16 protein-coding genes are annotated in these 16076 nt (G+C 45.4%); 7 read left to right on the top strand and 9 right to left on the bottom strand.

Features of this window, described 5'->3' with window-relative positions:
* The first annotated feature begins 172 nt into the window (after window positions 1-172).
* The 7 genes from WCK19_RS14690 to WCK19_RS14660 all read left to right on the top strand — a co-directional run bounded on the left by WCK19_RS14690 (window position 173) and on the right by WCK19_RS14660 (window position 5942).
* Window positions 173-658: a Fur family transcriptional regulator gene (locus WCK19_RS14690; protein ID WP_342398144.1), complete on the top strand. Its 486-nt coding sequence runs from the start codon at window positions 173-175 to the stop codon at window positions 656-658.
* A 10-nt stretch (window positions 659-668) separates the two neighbouring features.
* Window positions 669-1424 (top strand): hypothetical protein, encoded by a 756-nt coding sequence (locus WCK19_RS14685; protein ID WP_342398143.1) that lies wholly within the window; start codon window positions 669-671, stop codon window positions 1422-1424.
* Between the two features lie 15 nt (window positions 1425-1439).
* A complete protein-coding gene (locus WCK19_RS14680) occupies window positions 1440-1880 on the top strand; it encodes a hypothetical protein (protein ID WP_342398142.1) in 441 nt (146 codons plus the stop codon).
* A gap of 303 nt (window positions 1881-2183) precedes the next feature.
* Window positions 2184-3227: an ATP-binding cassette domain-containing protein gene (locus tag WCK19_RS14675; protein ID WP_342398141.1), complete on the top strand. Its 1044-nt coding sequence runs from the start codon at window positions 2184-2186 to the stop codon at window positions 3225-3227.
* Window positions 3228-3274: 47 nt separating this feature from the next.
* Window positions 3275-4609, top strand: a complete 1335-nt coding sequence (locus WCK19_RS14670) for an ABC transporter permease (protein ID WP_342398140.1) — start codon at window positions 3275-3277, stop codon at window positions 4607-4609.
* Window positions 4610-4724: 115 nt separating this feature from the next.
* Complete coding sequence (locus tag WCK19_RS14665) at window positions 4725-4985, top strand: zinc ribbon domain-containing protein (protein ID WP_342398139.1); 261 nt, start codon at window positions 4725-4727, stop codon at window positions 4983-4985.
* 138 nt (window positions 4986-5123) lie between these two features.
* Entirely contained in the window at window positions 5124-5942 is an 819-nt protein-coding gene (locus WCK19_RS14660; protein WP_342398138.1) for a hypothetical protein, read from the top strand.
* Window positions 5943-5966: 24 nt separating this feature from the next.
* On the opposite strand, the gene WCK19_RS14655 is transcribed toward WCK19_RS14660, so the two are convergent.
* From WCK19_RS14655 to WCK19_RS14615, 9 genes are all read right to left on the bottom strand, one after another.
* Window positions 5967-6899, bottom strand: coding sequence for a diacylglycerol kinase family protein (locus WCK19_RS14655; protein ID WP_342398137.1), 933 nt, complete (start codon window positions 6897-6899; stop codon window positions 5967-5969).
* Window positions 6896-8449, bottom strand: a complete 1554-nt coding sequence (locus tag WCK19_RS14650; protein WP_342398136.1) for a UDP-N-acetylmuramoyl-L-alanyl-D-glutamate--2,6-diaminopimelate ligase — start codon at window positions 8447-8449, stop codon at window positions 6896-6898. Before WCK19_RS14650 ends, WCK19_RS14655 begins: the two co-directional genes overlap by 4 nt.
* 166 nt (window positions 8450-8615) lie before the next feature.
* On the bottom strand, window positions 8616-11654 hold the full coding sequence (locus WCK19_RS14645) for a PHP domain-containing protein (protein ID WP_342398135.1): 3039 nt from the start codon (window positions 11652-11654) through the stop codon (window positions 8616-8618).
* A 212-nt stretch (window positions 11655-11866) separates the two neighbouring features.
* Window positions 11867-12850: a universal stress protein gene (locus WCK19_RS14640; RefSeq protein WP_342398134.1), complete on the bottom strand. Its 984-nt coding sequence runs from the start codon at window positions 12848-12850 to the stop codon at window positions 11867-11869.
* Window positions 12851-13462: 612 nt separating this feature from the next.
* Window positions 13463-13678, bottom strand: a complete 216-nt coding sequence (locus WCK19_RS14635; RefSeq protein WP_342398133.1) for a hypothetical protein — start codon at window positions 13676-13678, stop codon at window positions 13463-13465.
* Window positions 13679-13780: 102 nt separating this feature from the next.
* Window positions 13781-14146 carry a NifB/NifX family molybdenum-iron cluster-binding protein gene (locus WCK19_RS14630; protein WP_342398132.1) on the bottom strand — a complete coding sequence of 122 codons (366 nt, stop codon included), beginning with the start codon at window positions 14144-14146 and terminating at the stop codon, window positions 13781-13783.
* A complete protein-coding gene (locus WCK19_RS14625; protein ID WP_342398131.1) occupies window positions 14143-14472 on the bottom strand; it encodes a hypothetical protein in 330 nt (109 codons plus the stop codon). The genes WCK19_RS14630 and WCK19_RS14625 overlap by 4 nt, the downstream gene beginning before the upstream one ends.
* A 20-nt stretch (window positions 14473-14492) precedes the next feature.
* The gene (gene glp, locus WCK19_RS14620; protein WP_342398130.1) at window positions 14493-15791 is read right to left on the bottom strand and encodes a gephyrin-like molybdotransferase Glp; all 1299 of its coding nucleotides are present in this window, start codon (window positions 15789-15791) and stop codon (window positions 14493-14495) included.
* Window positions 15792-15816: 25 nt separating this feature from the next.
* Window positions 15817-16026 (bottom strand): TOBE domain-containing protein, encoded by a 210-nt coding sequence (locus WCK19_RS14615; RefSeq protein WP_342398129.1) that lies wholly within the window; start codon window positions 16024-16026, stop codon window positions 15817-15819.
* Window positions 16027-16076 lie beyond the last annotated feature (50 nt).

Below are 16076 nucleotides of genomic sequence, written 5' to 3'. Positions count from 1 at the left end.
TCTTTCAAATCTCCTAGCCTTCTGAACTTACTCCCTGACTTTGCAAAAGCCCTGGTGACCGCTGAATTTTTGTTTGCCCTTGAGTGGGCAATAGCGTATAATTAATTTCCGCCGTTCCGGTATATTTCTATATTTCGGAAGGGGTATGTAGCTTGATAATATGTGGTGAGCTATGGGTACTATCGTAAAAACATCAGCCGGCGAAGAAATAATGCAGAAAATCAGCGAGTCAGGTTATAAACTAACCGAGTCGCGTCGAGTTTTGGTTGAGCTTGCCCTCAAACACGAAGGTCATTTTAGTGCCGCAGACCTTTATGAAACCATAAAGAGTGAAGCCCCTTCGGTTGGGCGTGCTACTGTTTTTCGCACCCTCGACCTTCTAACGAGCATGCAATTGCTGGAGAAAATACATCTGGGAGACGGTTGCCATAGCTACGTGGTATGTCAAAGCCGCCACCATCACCACCTTATTTGCAACACCTGCGGGTTGACTATAGACTTCGAAAATTGCCATCTGAACGAGTTGCTGCAAGATTTATCCCGCTTGACCAATTTTAGCATTAAAGGACACTGGCTGGAAGTTTTCGGACAGTGCGAACGTTGCCAGAATAAGGAACAATTTGCAGTAACCGATTCGATTATGAAAAAGGACTCGTAAGAGTGCATAAATGCGAATAGAAAAATGGCTTTCAAATAAGGGTTTTACGGCGTTGCTGGCGCTGGTAACTTTGCTTCTGGCGGGATGTGGAGATAGTACGCTAGTTGCCAGTAGCGCGACTACTTCAACTACCACCAACACAACCGCTACTACTACCGCCAGCGGGGCTGTGGCAGCGCTACCCACTTCAGCGTTTAGCCCTACCCCCGCAACTACGGTTGCCTTACCCGGCAACGGCACGCCTACCCCTATTATCGGTGCAAAGGGCGGCGCGACCATGAAAGAAGCTTTCGCGGTGGTTGACCAGCAAGTGAAAAGTTGGCAGCAGGATGCGGTATATGTTTCGGTTTTCAATAATTTGGAAAAACAACTTGGAATTGAACCGGACGGACGTTGCGCGGAGTGGTTCTTTCAAGCCATCTCGGTAAAAGCCAGCAAGCGCACCACTTGGCTGGTTACGTGGGATAACGGTAAACTTACCGTTATAAAATCAGGCGAGGAAGAGTTGCCCGAAGATAATGTGAAGTTTCAGACAGAGCAGGCTTTACCGCCGATACCATCTCTAATAGATACGAACGAAGTAATGGCAGTAGCGCGAGCAAATGGCGGTGATAAAAGCGACCGCCCGATAGGGTTCAGGTTGGCAAAGTCAGCCCGCGAGGGAGCATCGCTGTCTTTCGACCTGATTTTCGAGCAGGGCAGCAAAACCTTGCTAATCCGGATAGATGCCCTGACCGGTAAAATTTTGGATAATGCCAGAGGTTAGTGGGAGCAAAATACAATGGCAGATGGGTTAGATTTTGGCACAATAATGGAAATCGCCAGCGGGGTTATAAACAGCCTTAAACCGCAAGAAGAAGGCAAAAAGAGCATAGCGTTTGACTCGCGGAAACTGGCGTTGGGTTTGGGCAGCATCGGCGCACGCTTCATCTTTGGGCAGATAATGTCGCGCAAACAACGCAAAGCCGAAGAAATGGAAAAGGCATTGGATTACTTGCGCGAACAGGCTGGTATTAAAAAGAAACGCAGCGGTCCGGGTGCGCTAGTATTCTTCCTTGTGGGATTGGCACTGAGTAGCGGCATTAACTTCGTGCGTCTATCCTCGGAAGAGCGAAGCCAGTTGATAAAGGGCGTTGACCATCTGGTTAATGAAGGTATCGCGCTGGCAAACGAGATTCAGGGTCGCCCCTATACCAGCGACTACGAGCTTAAAAAAAGCTAACGGCTTTCAATCCTCAAATTTACAAATCTCAGGCTCAAAATACATGTTTGAGCCTTTTCTTTTTCTCCCCAACCTCTCTGGTTTTATCGGTCAAATTGTTTGAAGTGGTCTATTTATACAACTTTGCAAAACTCGTCAGAAACATGCGCTACAAATTAGCCCTGATACCCAAATGGTATGACCTAAGCAAAATTAGCCTATAGACTATTGTTAATTACCTAAGATTGGCTTACTATGAGAAACAAGAATAGTAGTGCTAAAGGTTTGGCGCTTGATAAAAGGTTCATTTTTAAGGAGGGCATTATGCTCTTATTGGATAAGGTCAACAAAACCTTTACAACCGAAATAGCGGTTGAAGATGAAAACGGCAATGCCGGGCGCAAAAAAAAGAGTAAAGTGGTAAAAACCCGGATTCAAGCTGCCAACGAAATAAGCTTCTACGTTGAACAGGGCGATATATTCGGCTTTCTGGGTCCCAACGGGGCGGGCAAAACTACTACAATTCGCATGATTCTAGATATTTTACGCCCTGATACTGGCAAAATTACGTGGAACGGAAAAGCGACAATTGACATCCCCAAGCGTAGTTTCGGCTATTTGCCGGAAGAGCGTGGATTATATCCCAAAATGGTGGTGGACGAACAGCTTATCTTTCTGGCACGCTTGCTAGGAACTCCCAAAAAAATAGCAGAAGAACATCTAAATTATTGGCTAGAACGTTTTGACATCCAGCAAAACCGCAAAAAAAAGCTAGAGGAGCTTTCCAAAGGTAATCAGCAAAAAATCCAATTCCTAGCGGCTGTACTACACGACCCTGAAATCTTGATTATGGACGAGCCTTTCAGCGGACTTGACCCAATAAATGTTAACCAGTTAAAAGAAGCTTTCCTTGAGATGCACAAGCGCGGTAAAACTATTATCTTCAGCACGCATCAAATGGAGCAAGTGGAAGAATTATGCGAAGACATCGTGCTAATCAACAAGGGTCAAGTTTTGTTACACGGCAATTTGCGCGAGATAAAGAGCGGAACCGGCAGAAAAGTAGTGCGAATTGCGCTACAAAATGATATTGAAATGCACTGGCTTGATCAGATACAGGGAGTATCCGTCACCAAACGCCGCGCCGATTATGTGGAATTGCATCTGTCCGCGCCTACAACTACCGATGATTTGCTGCGGTTGGTGGTGCAACGAGGCGACCATGTGTTGCGCTTTGAGTTGGCAGAACCATCCTTGAACGACATCTTTATCGAGAAAGTGGCAGGAGTTTCTATTACCGAAGACCCCAACCGCTTCGCCGCAGTCGCGCAGGAATACAACCAGACGCTATCTGCCGCAAAGTCTTGAGAATTTTCAGGCAACCGTTTAACGGGTAAGATAAATGGAGTGGAGAAATGAATCCTTTTAGATTGATTCTCATGCGAGAATTTTCAACTCGCGTCAAAAAAAAGTCTTTTCTAATAACGATAATTATCACCATTTTGGTGTTCGTAGGCTATATATATGCCCCGGTAATCATCACTGCCATTTCGGGCGGTTCGCAAACCAAACTATCAATTGTAAACAATACTAAAGAATCGAATATAGGCGGTATTGAGCTTTCTACTTTCCTTGATGATTATCTCAATACTACGGTCAATTACTCGCTGAGCGGCGTAACCACCAGTAAGCCAAAGAAACCGCCTTTTCTCATCAGCTATAGCGCTGTCAATGAGGTGGATAGCCTAAAGCAAAAGGTGCGAGATGGAAAAACCAACGGCGTTTTGCAAATCAGCCGGGACAGTAAAAATGAATTGAGCTTTGATTACTATACTAAAGATGGTCGAACCAGTACGGCTACTCAGCGTATCTCCGATGCGGCAACCCGCCTGACCATCGCCGATAGGCTTGCGCGAGCAAATGTACCCCCACAAGTTACCACTACACCAGCGTCAATTAAAGTAACTAATACCGATCTGGAACGCAGTCAGAGCAAGGGTATTGCCAAAGATGAAACACAGGCGGCGGCTTCCTACGGGGTAGTGTTGATATTGATAATCATGCTGTTCATCTCTTTGAACGCTTTTGGCTCGATAATCGCGCAGGGCGTGGCAGAAGAAAAGAGCAGCCGTGTGATGGAAATCATGATCAGTGCGGCAAAACCCACAGATATAATGTTCGGCAAGGTTTTTGGCATCGGCTTGCTAGGTTTGGTTTCCATCCTCATCGTTGGGGTAGTGGCAGTTCCGGCATTGCTCCTGCAAGGACCGATTACCGAAGCGTTGACCGGGGATGCCAATTCCAACTCGTTCAACCTAGCTGGCTTTGACATCTCCACTTTTGGCTTCTTCCTGTTATTCTATCTAGGCGGCTTCTTCCTCTATTCGATGCTCTATGCCGCCGCAGGGAGTTTGTGTAGCCGCTCGGAAGACGTTAGCCAGTCCATTGCGCCTATCTCCACGCTAATGATGATTGCGTACTTCGTGGCAATCTTTGGCTTACAGGCAATTGATGCGATATGGGTAAAAGCTCTGTCTTTCGTACCTTTCTTCAGCCCGATACTGATGTTAGCGCGAATTGGTTTTGGCTCGGTTGAACCGTGGGAAATCGCGTTATCAATTTTATTGCTGGCAGGAGGTATCGTGGTTAGCGGTTGGTACGCGGCGCGAATTTACCGAGCGGGCGTGTTACTCTATGGCAAGCGTCCCTCTATACGGCAAGCCTTGGGGCTAGGTCGCATCAGCAAGTAACAGCACAAGAATTATGACCTAAAGCAATGGTTTTCACAGATTATGGTATTCTATTAAAGATATGTCACCATATTATTAAGAGTTAATGTTCTAGAATACCGGAGGGAAAAGGGAGATGGCTACTACAAATTGTCAGAGTTGCGGCATGCCGTTAGCGCGAGACCCCAAAGGGGGAGGCACTAATGCTGATGGTAGTAAGAATAGCGAATTTTGCAGTAATTGCTATCAAAACGGCAGCTATACCGAGCCAGATTTAACCATGAATCAAATGTTAACCAAAGTCAAAGGAAAATTGAAAGAAATGCATTTTCCCGGCTTGATGATTAATATGATGACCCGTGATATAGCAAATCTCAAACGCTGGAGCGGGAAGTAAGCCAAAATTTGCCGCTTACCATTTTCCACCGGATAAGCGGCATAATTATCTTTCAAGTTCCATCACAGGTTTGGCAATCGCTTGAGCATAGACTGAAAGTAGGTTCAACGTTGCGCGGTAGATATTTGGAGAAAAATATTGCCAAAACTTTTGCAAAATAGCGTGCTAGTTTGCCTTATGATTCTAATTCTTAGTGCCTGTAGCGATAATCCCACTCCAACTGTAACCTTTACAAAACCGGCAACCAACACACCACCGATACAAACCAGTACACCGATTAGCACACCAAATTTAACTCCCTCAAGCTCTGAAAATGAAGCTATTAACTTGTTAAAAGCTACCCTTCAAAACCAAGAAAAACAAGCCTATCGCTTTAATGTAACTCAAAAAGCAATTATAAATCCCGGTATGATAGTTACCGCAGAGGGTGAAGGCAGCTTTGTTAATAGCAATTTGAAATTAAATCTTGAGTTAACTGTGGGAAGCCAACGCCAACAAATTGAAACGCTGGTAACATCAGGCGAAAGTTGGCAGAGATTGGCAGCGCTTGCAGTTTGGAAAAAGCTCGAAGATGGATTTAAGAACGCCTCCTCGTTGCCTGTTTCGCTACTTACTAAAGCTCAGGAAATTAAAATAGAAGGGAAAGAGCAAATAAATGGAAAAGAGCTTACCCGCTTATCTTTCTCATTACCCGTAAACTTAGCATTTTCTGAGAAGGGCGGTTTTGGAGAGGACGCATTGGGAATACTTTCTGCAACCGGGGCGGATAAAAGCTTGGTTGGATTTACAGGTAACGCTAAAATGATAGTATGGATTGATACTACATCGTCAACTATGAAACAAAGGCAAATAAATATTAAATCTGAAGACCTAGATTACGAAGCTGTTTACGGGTATCGAGATATAGGCGAAACTGGCATAAATGCCGCGCCGCCTACAAATTTCCCACACCCTTGATATAGTAGGTTAACTTGATAAAGCTTAATTTGCGAAAATATTGCCGGGTGCGTCATGCGGCACAATTACAGCAAGCGCACCTGGTACACAACGTATTTCCAATTGTATAGGACCGCATTGCCCCCAGAAGTCGCCATCAATTTGTCCTGCGGCAGGTTTTTTGAGTTCAATTTTTGCGCTTTTGATAGCAAATCGGGCAATTCGCGGGTCTTGCTCAGTCCGATTTAAAGCCAGCGAAATGGCACGTTTGATTTTGCTGATAAAGCCATAATCTTCAAAAACTAGCAGATTTAATGCCCCATCATCTACCTGCGCTTCATGCGCTATCTTGAGAACTGCGTATCTTTCTGAATTTGTGAAAATCAGCATGCTTGAATGGTATTTCTGATGCAATTCAAAAGATTCTCCGGTTTCAAGGGTTAGTGAAACGTCACGGGCGCGATAGTTAATCGCCTTTAACCCTGAAACCACATACGCTAGTTTACCCACACGTTGCTTCAAACCCGGATTGATTCCCTTAACTACTTCTCCATCAAAGCCAATTCCTAGCATTAGCAAAAAATATCTGCCATCTACATAGCCGAGGTCAACTTGCCTACGTACCCCATTGCTGATAACTTCTGAAGCCAGTCTCGGATTGACTGGCATATTTATTTGCTGACACCAAACATTGGTTGTACCAGAAGGGTAAACCGCCAGCGGCACTCGCTTTCCAGCCATCGCTTGGACAATCTCGTTTACCGTACCATCACCGCCGACCGCAACTACAACTTCAGCCCCTTCCGCAATCGCCCGATTAGCCAATTCCGTAGCTTCTCCACCGAATCTAGTTGGGTAGAGCGTAATGGAATGACCCATGAGGCTCAGATTATGAATCAGTCGGGAAAGTCTGTTAAAACGGCGGGCTGAGCCAGCAGTGGGGTTATAGATTATAAATATTTTCATCGCAGATTTCATTGTACCCGCCCAAGTTTATAAGTTTTATTTATGGCAGCGCGTGCCTCATTGCGCTCATCCCAGTAAACCTTTTCCGTACCGATTATAATACATTGCTCATGACCTTTTCCGGCAAGCAGCACAGTATCACCAGCTTTTGCACGAGAAAAGGCGGCTTCAATAGCAATACGCCTATCAGGAATCTTCAAGAAATTCTTTTCATTACGCCACCCATGGGTTTCAGCCCCTGACGCAATCTCATCCAAAATAAAATTCTCATCCTCAAGGCGAGGGTCTTCGTTGGTAAACACCGCAAAATCAGCATGAGTTGCCGCAATTACGCCTTGCATCGGGCGTTTTGCGCGATCACGTTCGCCCGCACTGCCAAAAACAACGATTAATTTACCACTGGTTAGCGGTCTCAAAATGGTAAGAACTTTAGATAAGGATTCGGGAGTATGGGCATAATCCACTATAACAGAAAACGATTGCCCTTCATCTATCACTTCCATCCGACCCGGCACACCTGTAACGCTTTCTAGCCCAGCCTTTATTTGCTCCAAGCTTATACCTAATACCAGCCCAACGCTGGCGGCTGCCAAGCTGTTATAAACATTAAAATCCCCCGCCAGTTTTAATTTTAAGGGGATTGAACCTTTGGGAGTATTGAGAGTGTATTCAAGGCTGGTAACGCTGGCGTAAATATCGGTAGCAAACACATCAGCCCGATTTTTGATTCCATAAGCAAGACGCTGAGGATTATCTCCCGCAGCCTCGCGAAAAAACCCGGCATTTGGGTCATCAGCATTAACAATGGCGGTTTTGGGAAAACCCAGAAAAGCTTTGGGATTTCCTTCATTCAAATAGCGGAATAGCTGCGATTTTGCCATCCGATAGTTCTCAAAAGTCTCATGAAATTCAAGATGCTCGTGGGTTATATTGGTCAGAACCGCAATATCATAAAAACAATCCACCAATTTGCGTAAAGCAAGCGCATGTGAGGTGCTTTCCAGTACCGCGTAACGAACATTTTCTGCTACCATCTGAGAAAGCAGACTTTGCACTTCAGCCGCTTCGGGGGTCGTTTGGCGAGTAGAGTTAGACCAACGGCGCGAGCCTATTTTGAAATCAACTGTACCCATCAAGCCATTGCTCAAACCGGCGGCATCCAGCAAAGCTGAAATCAGGAAAGTAGTAGTAGTTTTCCCATCTGTTCCGGTTACACCAATAACGCCGAGCTTTTGAGCGGGATAATCATTTAGGCAAGCAGTCAGATGGGCAAGCGCAGTGCGCTCATCCTCAACCAGTATAAATGCAATCCCATTAGCTGAATCAAGGCACTTTTCCAATATAGCGCGGTTGGTTCCAACTATTGCGGTTGCGCCCTTAGCAATGGCATCCGCAATAAAAAGATGCCCATCGGTATGAAAACCAACCACCGCCACAAACACAGCGCCTTGTATTACTTCCCGGCTAGAATAAACCACCGAAGTAATTTCATTGGAGGCGTAGCTCTGGGGGCTTAACAATTCAAAAGACGGAAGCGCGTCCAGTAATCTACTAAGCTTCAACTGCTATAATCACCACTTTATCCAAAAATTCCATTTCTAAGATACTTCTCTATATTACGTGTATCTACGCCGATTAGCAACTTTAGGGTGTATTCTACCAATAGCTGTAATGGTGGGCAATCTAATCTAGTTTTAGACGCTTAATGGGTTAGTAACCCTAGTTTCCTTAAACCTTTCCAGAATACTCATCTGTTTTAATACTATCAGGACCTAACAAAGCTTGAACCGCCTGTAATAGGTCAGAAGAAGATGTCACGCTCAGGGTGGCAGGACGAAATCTTTTAAAGCCGCCGCCTTCTTTGGATAAATAGAGATATAAATCATCTTGACCCGGAAATTGCTCTAACACTTTTTTAAGCGCAACCATCAATCCTGTATCTTCATCAGGGTCATCAGTGCGCGGCAAATAAATATGAACCCGGCGTGCTTGCGGCACTTCAACCGCTTTTTTTGTAGCCGCTTTAGGCTTTGGAGTGGTCGCCCCCGCTACAGTTGTAGAAGTAGCAGCTTTACTTTCCTGAGCTTCATATTGCGAAAACAGGCTGGAAGCCCACTCATCTGAAGATATGGGGGTGGCACTTTCGGAAGGAGAGTCAGAATTAGCAGATTCCTCTATTTCTTCGGCAACGTTTCCGGCAAAGGGTGTTAAGCTAATTGCTTCCGCAACCAAGGCAGGGCGGGAACTTTGATTGTTGGGTGTAACACACCGAACAAACGCAAATAATATTTCGCCTTCTGTTATATTTGTGCCACCATTTAGAAGCGGATGAGGAATGACCAATTCGGCGTGTCCGCTCCAATCTTCCAACAACGCCACTGCAAATTCTTGTCCACCCTTTTGTTCAGCAGCAATTGGTATCCGCCTTAAATCGGTTATAAAGCCGCCAACGGTTACTGGCATAATCGTAGCGGCTTTTAGAGCCTGCGCTAGTTCAACCGGATCAGAACGATTTGCATCTGCCGCGCCTGTTATGCCCCAATCCCATAACGGATGTTCGACTGTATAAAAGCCTAAAGCCGCAAACTGATGTCGTAACAATTGCAATTTTGGTAACTTTTCAGAGGTTTGCGTAAGACTTAGAGTAGGAGGAAGAACTTCCGGTTCTACAATCTCATTTTCTATTTCAGGTAAATCGAACAAGGACAATTGCCCCTGATGCTCAGGTATATCTAATTTCTTCTCACTTTTATGTTTTTGGCTTTCCCAATCAGCATAGGCCCGATTATAGTTATGTAAAGTATCTATGTTGTTTATCAACGTATCCCGCTGCTCGAACCCGTCAAGAGCGCCACTCAAGCAAAGTCTTTCCCATGTCTCGCGGTCAAAAGTAAATTTTTGCGCCAGTTCTTCCAGCGTTAAATTTGTACTTTCAGACAATTTAGTAGCCACTAACCGATTTAGTGCCAAACAAAGCCCGACACGCAAAGAATTCTCGCCCTCCAACGCACACTCCAAGTTTTGCTTTTGCAAGTCAGGGGGCAAGAGCCTAATGCCGGATTGCCGAATCACTTCTGCGATATTAGCGCGTTGGTGAAATTCAGCCAAACCTAGAGCCGCTCCGTAACATGCTGCAGGGTGCTTTGACATTAGATATTCCAATGCCATCTTAAGGTAATCACGTTCGCTTGAGTCGGGAGACGCTTTTACTGGAAGATTTACAAGAGATAAACGCTGCTCAGTTTCGCGCCCTTTGTTGAGTATCTCTAAGGTATGCTCCGCCCAAGCAACAGTTTTGGATTCCTCAATTTCGAGCAAACCAATCGTTTCAGGTAGAACGGTTCCGGCAAGCATACTCTCAACTATTCCACCCGCTTTTGTTTCGGCAGGTTGGAGAGGAGTAAGCGCAGAAATGGGTAATTGGCATAAGCTTACCGCCGTAAAACGTGGATGTGCTAAGGGTATTGCGCCTGTCTCTGAGGGCAATTTAGCCAGCGGCGCACTAGAATCAACTTTAGACATAACCCGCATTTCGGCATTCAGCCCAGCAAGGAAACGTGGCGCCCGCCCTTCAAAAACGGAGCTTACTAATTCAGATGTAGGTTTGCGGCGGTTTAGCCCCAATAGCCATGCTATAAAACTATCGTCTAAGCCGCGCGGGATTAAAATACCCGAATCACCGTAAGCTTCGATTGCTTTACGCATTGCCAAAAGAGTTGCCGCCATGTCAGTCTGGGATAGTTCAGCTAATTCTAACTGAATTCTAGTATGTGCCTGTTCTAGCTCCGCCTCTTCGACTATTTTCGAAAGTGATTTTTCACAAAGCTGCTTAATTTTAGCAACTGCATCAAATTCCAGACCTTTATTCCAACCAGAACAACGGGCGGCAATAATTCGGTTGTTGGTAAGCGCAGCAGCCTTGCTATAAACCAGTTGTAACTCATCTGAATTATGAAGATATAAAGGAGCATTAGGGCGCAACGGCGTAAGCGCAAAGAGCCAATCACCCTGCGCTCTGTTCAAAAGCTGGGCAGGAAATTGGATAGCTATGGTACGAGTCATGCGACTCCGCAATGAACCATACGCATTGCCCGCCTGAGAGGTTAGATACCTCGTTTCCCCAGTACCAACTAACCCAACTTTAAGTTCTCGCGCCAGCTTATTAATAGCAGCATCAAGTTTAATTTCGGGGTTATCACTTTGCGCCATTTTGGGGTCAGGTTCAGGAAATAGCGGTGAAACACCAAAGAAAAAATTTTCAACGCCGAATAAATTCCGCAAAGCCTGCGCCCGGCTTTTTGCCTCTCCAGTTTTACCCAACCGCAGAGCCGCCATTACTGCCCCTCCAAAATAAGGGCTAATAGCAATCAAACCGTTATGATGGGTTTCCAGTTCGCTGAAACTCAGGCAAGCGGTAAGGGGAGAGTCTCCGGCGCGTTGTAAAGCTTGGCTGGCAAGATAGCAAAGATTTGAATATCCGGTTGAATTTTCAGCCAGCAAAAGAAGCGAATAGGGCAATGCCTTCGCGCTTTCAAAGCTAAAGCCTACCTCCATACCGGCAAGCAGAGTTATGCTTGAGCCAGACAGCAATCGCTGTAAATCTGGTATTGCGGCAACCGAAAATGTATCCGTAACCGCGATTGCGATATTTGCTCCGGTTGTATTTTCAAGTAGATATGCCGCCAGTTCAGAAGGTGCAAGCAAGCTACCAAAGTTGGAGTGGCGTGTATATATTTGTAGATAAGCGAAATTAATCTTGTCTTCCATAATAAATATCCTACCCGATTTAACCCGCTCTGTCCAACCGCCTTGAATAAAGAAACCTCCCATCTATTTTGGCTTTGATTAAAGCCTTTTTAGATAAGGAGGTTTTTTGCTAACTGTATTTTTTGGATAATTCTTGCTATCTTATCCCGATTATAGCAATTGAAAATCGGGGGTTGAGTCTTCCCGGTTTCAATACATAGATGGGTTACAAGCTAATTTGTAGCACCAGCATAGTCGTTTTCAGCATTGGTCTCTTTACCAGACGGCATATGCTTCAACATTACGGGTAAATGGCTTTCTCGCATCACTTCATCTGCGACACTACCCATAACCATTTGACCTAATTTGCCACGTGCGTGAGTAGCCATAGAAATCATGTTTGCTTGGATTTCCTGAGCATACTGCACTATCTCTGCGGCAGGGTCAGCTAAACTAACTTTAGTTACAACCTTGATACCTTGCTCAGCGATTTTGGCTTCGAGTTTTTTGACATACTCAGATGCCTGTTGTTGCATCTTTTCCGCTTCATCGCCAAACCCATAACCAGTCGAAACGCTTCCCATCTCAACTGGCATTGGAGGTAATACCACAGTAAACAAGTAAATTGCCGCTCCAACTTTCTTGGCAAACTCGACAGTAGGAGCAATAATAGTTTCAGATTCAGGAGAACCATCAACCGTCATTAATATAGTTACTTCGGGAACATCAAAGGTGGTTATCGAACTCATCAAAGTCTCTAGCGGAATTTCTTCTTTCAAATTTTCCGGCTTAATCAAAATGACAGGGATATTAATCTGGTGTAATACCTTAGCGCTAACGCTACCCTGCGTAAGCCGTGCCAAACCTTTGCGACCATGCGTAGTCATTATTAATAGGTCGGCTTCTTCAAAAGGAACAATTTCGCTTATTTCAAGTTCAGGCTTACCGTAAGCAACTAATGGCTGGAGTCGGTCAGCCGCAATAAAAAGCGGCTTTGCGGAATCAGTAATCACCTTTTCTACAGATTTGAGATAGGCTTCCGCAGACTCAATTGCTTCCAATTCATGATCAACATTGTCGGAAACCAAGGGCGGTAAATCTGCAATACGCAACAACAGTAACTCGGTATTCAGTAGATTTGCCAGTTTTACTGCGTAGGGTAATGCTTTTTCAGCGAGTGGTGAACCGTCCAAAGTAACCGCAATTTTCTTGTACATTACCTGTAACCTCCTTTGCCTGCATTTTTTGGTAACGTGCTACAACCTCTTATAGTATAAAGTTTATCAATCTTTGGTGAATAGACAAGTCTAAAGAGGTGAATATTTAATAAAATCCCGACCAATTAGATGATAAGCTCTAACTATAATTATGAAATTTGTTGTAGCTGAATCTACAACTGCTTTTTCAATAAAAGCAGCAGATTTTCCCATTATATAGCGTAATACCTAAAAAAGGAATTGCTTTTTTTCAGCATATCATACCAAACCCTAAACCATCATTACTGAAAGAATAAAGTCCGAACCTCTGATTGGTACAAGCGAGCAGATAAAGCGCTTTACCGCGCAAAGCAAGAAGGTCAAAACAGGGTTGTCTCTTACAGAGATAAAAGGCAACCGAGCAGTTGGTGGCGAAGTGAAAGAAAATGAAATAGTATCGCAGCAAAGCTCAGCTGCTGTATATTAAGTTTTAGATTCAGATTTGAACTAGAAATTTAAGATTTCTGAAGCCTACAAAAGGTTTTAACACCTTTGCATTTATCAATCTACTTCCCTCTATGAGAAGGACATTGATTTATCTAAAGAATACCTTAGTCATTTCTAATCTTATCGTTAACTCTCAAACACAAATTGGCGGGCATTATCGTAGCTGGAAGCCCAACGAGCCTCACACTGGTAATTCCAATCGTCACCCCAATGATATTGGCTTTCGTTCACCTTTGCCACTTTTCGAGCTTCTTCAATCTTCTCAAAGGGACCATCAATTATGCCTACCGGATTTACCTCACCGCTTAGTGTATCCTGCCGAAAAGATACCGCATACCACATAATTTCCACCCTACCCGGATATTGCCGCCGAGTACGGCGCTACATTGACTTTTGCGACATACTGGAAAGTACGCCCCTCTCCTAAAATATTTGTGTGTTTAGTTATTGCACAAATTCGGGGTGGTTTAGAAGCCGCCCCTCGATAAATTCATTAATAGCGCGGTCAATATTCGCCACTTCGGTTAAGATGACTCTGTACTTGGCTTGCTGCAAAAACCAGAGCATCCCCCCACCCATGCCGCGTGAGATTACCACCTTGCAATCGGCTAGATGGTCGGTATTGTGTTTGGGGGTATTCGCCTCGTCCTCAGCAAAGCCGAGCGCAGCAGCGGCAGAAGGCACGCTCCGGTCGCGCAATTCTCGCGCTACCTCCTTGCCCTCATCCACCGTCACCACCATAAAATACTGGGATTTCCCAAAATGCACGCTGATGGTTTTTCCGTCATTAGTAGCTACTGCGATTTTCAAATGCCCGCCTCCTGCACTTTCAACACAGGCAATCCAGCTTTCCCCTCAGCTTTATTTGTCAGGCAAAGCTTTTCATGCCCTATCCCCGGATTCGTGGTGAACAACTCGATCAACACGTTTCGTTGTTGTAGCAATTCTGCTAAGGCTTGTTGTCGAGCTACGAAGGTTAGGGCTGAATTGGGGCTTAATACAAACACTTTGCTTTTAGGATTATAAAGCAGCCTATTGGTTTGATTGTGCCAAGGGGCAGGGATTTCAACGCTATGGTAGCCGTTTATCCCATCAAAACCGGGTATTTGTTTGCAATTAGGGTTTTCACATGCCATACAGGATAGAACTCCACAATTTATATCTCGGTACAATTCAAAAGAACGGCAGTCATATAAGAACCGGCTTTGACCGCGTGAGGGTCGGGCGATAAGCGCAAAAGGGCGTTTGCCTCCAACATAGACATCAAGCGGCTGCTGTTTTGCGCCCCGGTAGTACGAGCGGTGAAAGTGTAGCTTCTAGTCTCAGGTTCAAATTGCTGGCTCACGATTGCCCGCACGTATTCATTCCTATCCGCAGCATGGGCAATGGCATGTTCTGCCTGAACTTGAATGGTGGGACGATGCCGCTTTGCGCGACCACCCATTTTCAGGACAGCCGGACGCACAAACAATTCAAAAGAGACTAGACTGGAAACGGGCGAACCGGGCAAACCAAAGATGGGTTTGCGCTTCCCATTGATTTCTGCGGTCACAAAGGTAAAGGGTTTGCCCGGTTTAAGGTTGACCCTACCAAAATGGATAGTCCCAAGCTCTTCTAACAGGTCTTTTACTATATCCGTTTTGCCAACCGAAAGGCTGCCGCTTGTCACAACGCCATCATAAATTTCGAGCGCATCCATTATCATGGTACGCAAGCCCTCTTTACTGGCGGGAGCAATTCCCAAAGGAATAGCTTCGGCATAGGCATCGGTAAGGGCAGCGACAAGGCTGAAACGGTTAGAATCGTAAACAGCTTCTGGTTTCGACACATCCCCCGGCTCGGCAATTTCGTCACCTACCGAAATAACGCCCAAGCGAGGACGGCGATAGGCTTTGAAGCTCGCCCGGTTTACCATTGCCGCCAAGCCTAATTCAGGCGCACCCATCACCGTGCCAGCCTTTAGCACCAGTTGCCCCTTTTTTATATCCTGCCCAATGTGCCGAATATTATCGCCCGCTTTAACCGGAATGGATAAGCTCAACACGTTATCCGTTTCGTTGGTAAATTCCACCATTACCACCGAATTTGCGCCCTCCGGCAAGGGTGCGCCGTTCATAATGCGTATTGCCGTACCCGCTTCTATCCGCAGATAGCCCGTTTCTCCGGCGAGATGCTCACCGATTACCTGCCATTCCTGCCTGCCCTCTTCCGCGAAAAGGGCATAGCCATCAATGGGAGTAGTATCAAAAGTGGGGATGTTAACGGTTGAGTAAATATCCTCTGCCAGTACCCACCCTTTTCCGACAATAAGCGCGACCGTTTCGGTATCGCTAGGCGCAGGTGAAGCTACGTTTTCCGCAATCAGGCGGATGGCTTCTTCCGGCTCTATCATTGGGAAGGGAGAGGCTTTCATTTTTCTGCCGCGTTCTACTACAGCATTTTGTACTGGGGGCATAACTTACTCCTCAATTTTTTAATGCTTATTCTTTACCGATCATAACCTCGGTGGATTTGATGATGGCGGCGACCGTATCGCCAACCTTTAAATCCAAGCCCACCGCCGAATTGCGGGTTATAACCGACACCAGTTCTTCGCCTGTTGCCAGTTCCACCAGTATTTCAGCCATAATCGCCCCTAGCTTAACCTCTTTAACCGTACCTTTTAATTGATTGCGTGCGCTGATTTGCATAGTTTTTACCGATTTAGTTTTAATTATTTTGAAAATAAGAGAATTTCCGG

Origin of the sequence: Candidatus Chlorohelix sp., assembly GCF_037138995.1 — a bacterium.
GTDB lineage: Bacteria > Chloroflexota > Chloroflexia > Chloroheliales > Chloroheliaceae > Chlorohelix.
This window is presented reverse-complemented; position numbering and strand designations above follow the sequence as displayed.

What these genes read in the sequence shown, in the direction of transcription:
- WCK19_RS14670 (WP_342398140.1), top strand. Translation starts at nt 3,275, where the DNA reads ATGAATCCTTTTAGATTGATTCTCATGCGAGAATTTTCAACTCGCGTC.
- WCK19_RS14690 (WP_342398144.1), top strand. Translation starts at nt 173, where the DNA reads ATGGGTACTATCGTAAAAACATCAGCCGGCGAAGAAATAATGCAGAAA.
- WCK19_RS14615 (WP_342398129.1), bottom strand. Translation starts at nt 16,026, where the DNA reads ATGCAAATCAGCGCACGCAATCAATTAAAAGGTACGGTTAAAGAGGTT.
- WCK19_RS14665 (WP_342398139.1), top strand. Translation starts at nt 4,725, where the DNA reads ATGGCTACTACAAATTGTCAGAGTTGCGGCATGCCGTTAGCGCGAGAC.
- WCK19_RS14640 (WP_342398134.1), bottom strand. Translation starts at nt 12,850, where the DNA reads ATGTACAAGAAAATTGCGGTTACTTTGGACGGTTCACCACTCGCTGAA.
- WCK19_RS14680 (WP_342398142.1), top strand. Translation starts at nt 1,440, where the DNA reads ATGGCAGATGGGTTAGATTTTGGCACAATAATGGAAATCGCCAGCGGG.
- WCK19_RS14645 (WP_342398135.1), bottom strand. Translation starts at nt 11,654, where the DNA reads ATGGAAGACAAGATTAATTTCGCTTATCTACAAATATATACACGCCAC.
- WCK19_RS14655 (WP_342398137.1), bottom strand. Translation starts at nt 6,899, where the DNA reads ATGAAATCTGCGATGAAAATATTTATAATCTATAACCCCACTGCTGGC.
- WCK19_RS14635 (WP_342398133.1), bottom strand. Translation starts at nt 13,678, where the DNA reads ATGTGGTATGCGGTATCTTTTCGGCAGGATACACTAAGCGGTGAGGTA.
- WCK19_RS14685 (WP_342398143.1), top strand. Translation starts at nt 669, where the DNA reads ATGCGAATAGAAAAATGGCTTTCAAATAAGGGTTTTACGGCGTTGCTG.
- WCK19_RS14625 (WP_342398131.1), bottom strand. Translation starts at nt 14,472, where the DNA reads ATGGCATGTGAAAACCCTAATTGCAAACAAATACCCGGTTTTGATGGG.
- WCK19_RS14675 (WP_342398141.1), top strand. Translation starts at nt 2,184, where the DNA reads ATGCTCTTATTGGATAAGGTCAACAAAACCTTTACAACCGAAATAGCG.
- glp (WP_342398130.1), bottom strand. Translation starts at nt 15,791, where the DNA reads ATGCCCCCAGTACAAAATGCTGTAGTAGAACGCGGCAGAAAAATGAAA.